The 4,810-nt window shown below is 69.0% G+C and carries 4 protein-coding genes; 3 read left to right on the forward strand and 1 reads right to left on the reverse strand.

Translation table 11 applies throughout. From position 1 onward, the window contains the following. Positions 1 to 188 precede the first annotated feature (188 nt). On the reverse strand, positions 189 to 377 hold the full coding sequence (locus DD1DGNOD_RS27500; RefSeq protein WP_165034658.1) for a hypothetical protein: 189 nt from the start codon (positions 375 to 377) through the stop codon (positions 189 to 191). Between DD1DGNOD_RS27500 and DD1DGNOD_RS24260 the strand changes: the two genes are divergently transcribed. The 3 genes from DD1DGNOD_RS24260 to DD1DGNOD_RS24270 all read left to right on the forward strand — a co-directional run. Then, on the forward strand, positions 364 to 1,221 hold the full coding sequence (locus DD1DGNOD_RS24260) for an iron-siderophore ABC transporter substrate-binding protein (RefSeq protein ID WP_206443407.1): 858 nt from the start codon (positions 364 to 366) through the stop codon (positions 1,219 to 1,221). The genes DD1DGNOD_RS27500 and DD1DGNOD_RS24260 overlap by 14 nt on opposite strands. Before the next feature lie 62 nt (positions 1,222 to 1,283). Further along, positions 1,284 to 1,502 (forward strand): MbtH family protein, encoded by a 219-nt coding sequence (locus DD1DGNOD_RS24265; protein WP_131764800.1) that lies wholly within the window; start codon positions 1,284 to 1,286, stop codon positions 1,500 to 1,502. Next, positions 1,499 to 4,810: non-ribosomal peptide synthetase (locus DD1DGNOD_RS24270; protein ID WP_131771112.1), on the forward strand; the 3,312-nt coding region annotated here is incomplete at its 3' end. The genes DD1DGNOD_RS24265 and DD1DGNOD_RS24270, both read left to right, overlap by 4 nt.

Consider the following 4,810-nt stretch of genomic DNA (forward strand, 5'->3'; position numbering starts at 1 on the left):
AATCGTCCATCTTTCTGATTCCTGAATCGTCCATCTTTCTGAATCGTCCAGCCAGCACCGGCCCGCCCGGACCGGCGCTGGTCGGCGGAAACCCCGCCGGTTTGTGAAAGGATCCTCATGGCAGCGTCCGAATCGATGTCCGGTGACAGCCGGCGCCGTCCGCTCCGAAAAGTTCCGTTCCGAAGAATTCAGCCCCGAAGAGCTCTCTTCCAAGGGATTTCGTTCGGGAGAATTTCATTCCGGAAAATGATGGCCTGGCTGGCCGCCATGGTCGTGCTGTCGGCTGTGTCGGCCGCCTGCGGGTCGTCGACGACTGGTTCCGAGCCCGCTGCTGCCGCGTCCGGTTCGAACCAGCCCTTCTCGGTGACGATCGACACCGAGAAGGGTCCGGTGAGTATCGACAGGAAACCGACCCGTGTCGTGGCGCTGACCCGCGACTACGTCGACACATTGCTGGTGCTGGGCATCCAGCCCGTCGGGGCGAACCGAAGCAGCCGTACCGAGGGCGGCGTGTACCCGTGGCAGAAGGGCCTGCTGGACGCGGGCAAGGCGACCCTCCTGAACACCGACGTCAACACCGACTTCAGCCTTGAGAAGGTGGCGGCGCTGCGGCCGGACCTGATTCTGGCCGACTGGGCGGCTGAGGAACAGTACGACAAACTGCGCCAGATCGCGCCCACCCTGAAGCTTCCCGGAGACACCACCTGGCAGGACCGGGTGCGGACCGTCGCCAGGGCGACCGGCACGGACGCACGCACCGAGAAGATCGTGACCGATGCCGAGGCCGAGATCAGCCGGGTCAAGCAGAAACTGCCCGGGCTCGCCGGCAAGACCTTCACCATGGCGTTGGTGATCGGCCCGGGACAGCTCATCGTCGTCAGCGACCAGTCGGATTTCGCGGTGAAATTCTTCGGCCAGCTGGGTATGAACCTGTCGGCCGGAGCAAAGGCGATCACCGATCCGGACGGGCAACTGAGCCTGGAGAAGCTGGACGCGATCGACGCGGACTACCTCCTGATCTCGGCAATCAACCAGCAGGATCTCGACGACCTCAAGAAGAATCCCATCTACCAGCGTCTGGGTGCGATACGGGACGGCCGGGTGTCCGAGCTGGACGTGGAGACAATCTATGCCGTGCGGCTGCCCAGCCCGCTGACGTTCCCATATGTCTTCCAGCGTATCGAGCCGACCCTCACAAAAATCGCCGCCGTCAGGTCGTGACCGCGCGTCCGGCCTGTGACAACGCGGCCGTCGCCCGGCGGCCGCGGAAAGGAGCACCCACAATGACCAATCCGTTCGACGACCCGGACGCGCGTTACCTGGTCCTGATCAACGACGAAGGTCAACACTCATTGTGGCCGATCTTCATTGACGTACCGGCGGGTTGGACCATTGTGTTCGGCGAGGACACCCGGGACGCCTGCCTGGAATACGTGGAGAAGAACTGGACCGACCTGCGTCCGAACAGCCTGCGTATCCGGATGGAAGCGCGACAGGCATGACCGGCCGTTCACCACAGGGCCGGCAGATCCAGGTCCGCGGGTCGCTGACAGAGCAGGATCTCCGGCGCTTTGTCGCCGATGCGCTCGACGAACAGGCGAATTCGATCGGGTTCGACGACAACCTCATCGAGCTCGGCGTGGATTCGATCCAGATCATGCGGCTGACGAATCAGCTCCGCCAGCGCGGCGTCGAGGTGAGTTTTGCCGAGCTGGCCGAGCGGCCGACCCTGGACGCCTGGTCGGCTCTGCTCGCTTCGGGGACCCAGGGTCACCGGTTGCCGGCCTCGGGCGCCGAGGGCCACCGGCCGGAGCGGGCCGCCGGGACCGTCCCGACCGGCGACCGCGGCGATCCGTCGGAATTGTCATCTTCAGTGCTGTTGTCCCCGCTGGCGCCGTTCCCGCTCGCGTTGATGCAGCACGCCTACTGGATCGGACGCGGTGACGGGCAGGCCCTGGGTTCGGTGTCGGCACACCTCTACGTGGAGTTCGACGGCCGTGACGTCGACCCAGCCCGCCTGGGCAGGGCGGTCGAGGCGGTGGTGGATCGCCATGCCATGCTGCGGGTGAAGATCGGTGATGATGGGACGCAGCGGGTGCTGGCGTGCCGGCCGGGGCCGGCGGTTACGGTCGGTGATCTTCGCGAGCTGCCCGCGGATGAGGTCGAGCGCACCCTGGAGCAGCTGCGTGACCAGATGTCACACCAGATGCTGGCGATCGAGGACGGGCAGGTCGTCGACGTCCGGCTGAGCTTGCTTCCAGGCGGGGCCACCAGGCTGCATCTGGACATCGACATGGTCGCGGCGGACGCGATGAGCTACCGGATCCTCCTGGCGGACCTGGCGGCACTGTATGAACACCCGGGCCGTGCGCTCGATCCGATCGGTTACAGCTACGCCGGCTACCTCGGCGACCGGGCGGCCGCGCGGGCTGCCGCGCACGAGCGTGACCGGCAGTGGTGGGCCGAGCGCCTGGACGAGCTGCCCGGGGCGCCGCACCTGCCGGTGACGCCCCGGGCAGCCGGTGGTGGCACCGGTCGCGTGGCGCGCAGGCACCACTGGTTGCCGGCGCCGGAGAAGGCGCGGCTGATCGAGCGGGCGCATCGCCACGGCGTCACCCCGGCGATGGCGCTGGCGACGGCGTTCGCCGAGGTGCTGGCTGCCTGGGCGGACGAACCTCGGTTCCTGCTGAACCTGCCGCTGTTCAACCGGGAGGCGCTGCATCCCGATGTGGACGCCATGGTGGGTGACTTCACCGGATCGGTGCTGCTCGACGTCGACTGCGGCGAGCCGATGCCGTTCGCCGAGCGTGCCCGCCGGATACAGCAGCGGCTGCATCTGGCCGGGGCGCACGCGGACTACTCCGGGGTCGAGGTGCTGCGCGACATGGCCCGCGTGCGCGGCGAGCAGGTGTTCGCGCCCGTCGTCTTCACCAGCGCCCTCAACCTCGGGGAGCTCTTCGACGACCGGGTGCGCCGGCATTTCGGCGAGCCGGTGTGGATCATCTCGCAGGGGCCGCAGGTGCTGCTGGACGCCCAGGTCACCGAGGTCGGCGGGGGTTTGCTGCTGAACTGGGACGTCCGGGAGGACGGCTTCCCCGACGGTGTGGTCGATGCGATGTTCGCCGCCTACCGGGACGTGGTCGGCGCACTCGCCACTGAGAACGCGGACACGGACAAGAACGCGGGTGCGGGTACGGGTATGGACGAGAAGGCGGACACGGGCGCAGACGCGGACGTGGACGCGGGCTGGCGCGTACCAGTGTCGATCACGACACCGCCCGATCAGGGCCGGGCGCGGCTACGGGTCGCTGCTACAGGCGTACCGCCGCCCGGGGCGCTCCTGCACGACGGATTTTTCGCCCACGCCCACCGCACACCTGGTGCACCCGCACTACGCTGGGGTAACGGCGGCACCCTGACCTACGCGGAACTGGCCGACCGGGCGCTGCGGGTGGCCGGTTGTCTGGTCGAACGCGGGGTGCGGCCGGGGGAGTCGGTGTCGGTCGAGGCCGCGAAGGGACCCGCCCAGGCGGTGGCGGTACTCGGCGTGCTGGCGGCCGGGGCCGTCTACGTGCCCATCGGCGTGGAGCAGCCGCACGCCCGGCGGGAGAAGATCCGCCGGACGGCCGACGTGCGGGTCGCGCTGACCGAACGCGACGGGCCCGCAGGTCCGGGTGGCCAAAGTCCCGGGGACACCGCACCGGACACGTCCGTGGTCGAGCTGGATGTCGATGTCGCGGCCGTCCACCGGGCTCCCCTGGCCGATCCGGTCGTCGTCGGCCCCGAAGCCGTGGCGTACATCCTGTTCACCTCGGGTTCCACCGGTGAGCCCAAGGGAGTGGAGGTGCCGCACCGGGCGGCGATGAACACCATCGGCGATCTGATCGGACGTTTCGACATCGGGCCACGGGACGCGTCACTGGCGGTGTCCGCGCTCGACTTCGACCTGTCGGTCTTCGACATGTTCGGCCTGTGGTCGGCCGGTGGTGCGGTCGTGTTGATCACCGAGGATGCCCGCCGCGATGCGGCGCACTGGGCGGACCTGGTCGACATCTGGGACGTCACCGTGATCAACTGCGTGCCCGCCGTCCTGGAGATGCTGTTGCGGGCGGGCGGACGCGACGGCTGGGGCGAACGGCTGCGGGTTGCGCTGCTCGGCGGCGACTGGGTCGGAACCCATCTGCCCGCGCTGCTCGCACGCCACGCGCCGACCTGCCGCTTCGTGGCCCTGGGCGGTACCACTGAGACGGCGATCCACTCGACGATCTGCGAGGTGACCGAGCCGGCCGGGGTGCCGCCGCACTGGCGGGCGGTTCCCTACGGCACCCCGCTGCGCGGCGTGACCTGCCGGGTCGTCGACGAGCAGGGCCGGGACCGACCCGACTGGGTGCCGGGCGAGTTGTGGATCGGCGGGCTGGGGGTGGCCCGCGGCTACCGGGGCGATCCACAGCGAACCGCCGACCGGTTCGTCGAATACCGGGGAACCCGCTGGTACCGCACTGGTGACATGGCCAGGTACTGGCCTGACGGGACGCTTGAGTTCCTCGGTCGCCGCGACGGCCAGGTGAAGGTGCGAGGGTTTCGCATCGAGCTCGCCGAGGTCGAGGCCGCGTTCACGCGGCAGCCCGGGGTGCACCGGGCCGTCGCCGTGGTGATCGGCGGGGACAGTCCGCGACTGGCCACGGCCGTGGTCACGCAAACCGCTGTCGACGACGACGCACCGTCCGCCCGGACGACTCCTGGGACGACTGTCGGGACGCCCGCCGAGGTGGCCGAGGCCCTGCGCGACGCGACCCGCGACCTGCTGCCG

The organism is Candidatus Protofrankia californiensis (assembly GCF_900634765.1).
Lineage (GTDB): Bacteria > Actinomycetota > Actinomycetes > Frankiales > Frankiaceae > Protofrankia > Protofrankia californiensis.